The sequence below is a fragment of the Xanthomonas sp. NCPPB 2864 genome (assembly GCF_056675615.1).
Genome location: NZ_JBWWVS010000030.1, coordinates 1 through 554 on the forward strand (window position 1 = coordinate 1; position 554 = coordinate 554).

Annotated in this window: 1 protein-coding gene; it reads left to right on the forward strand. The window is 61.9% G+C overall.

The features are described 5' to 3' along the window. Positions 1-554: ABC transporter transmembrane domain-containing protein (locus AC1KVE_RS21020; RefSeq protein WP_481093048.1), on the forward strand; the 554-nt coding region annotated here is incomplete at both ends.

Genomic DNA, 554 nt, shown 5'->3' on the forward strand with positions numbered 1-554 from the left:
GGACCTGTTCTTTACGGTGGTCTTTCTGTCGGTGATGTTCTGGTACAGCGGCTGGCTGACCTTGATCGTGGTGCTGTCGTTGCCGCTGTACGCCACCATCTCTGGCCTGATCACCCCGGTGCTGCGTCAGCGTTTGAACGACAAGTTCGCGCGTGGCGCAGACAACCAATCCTTCCTGGTGGAGACGGTCAGCGGTATCGGCACGGTCAAGGCGATGGCGGTGGATCCGCGCGTGACCCGTACCTGGGACAACCAACTGGCCGGCTATGTCAGCGCCGGTTTCAACGTCACCCGTATCGCCACGCTTGGCCAGCAGGGCGTGCAACTGGTGCAGAAGCTCACCGCCGTGGCGGTGCTGTTCTGGGGCGCAAAGCTGGTGATGGAAGGCAAGCTGTCGATTGGTCAATTGATCGCCTTCAACATGCTCTCGGGCCAGGTCACCGCGCCGATCATCCGGCTGGCTCAGTTGTGGCAAGACTTCCAGCAGGTCGGCATTTCGGTCGAGCGGCTGGGCGACATACTCAATACCCGCACCGAGGTGCCGGGCAGCCGCT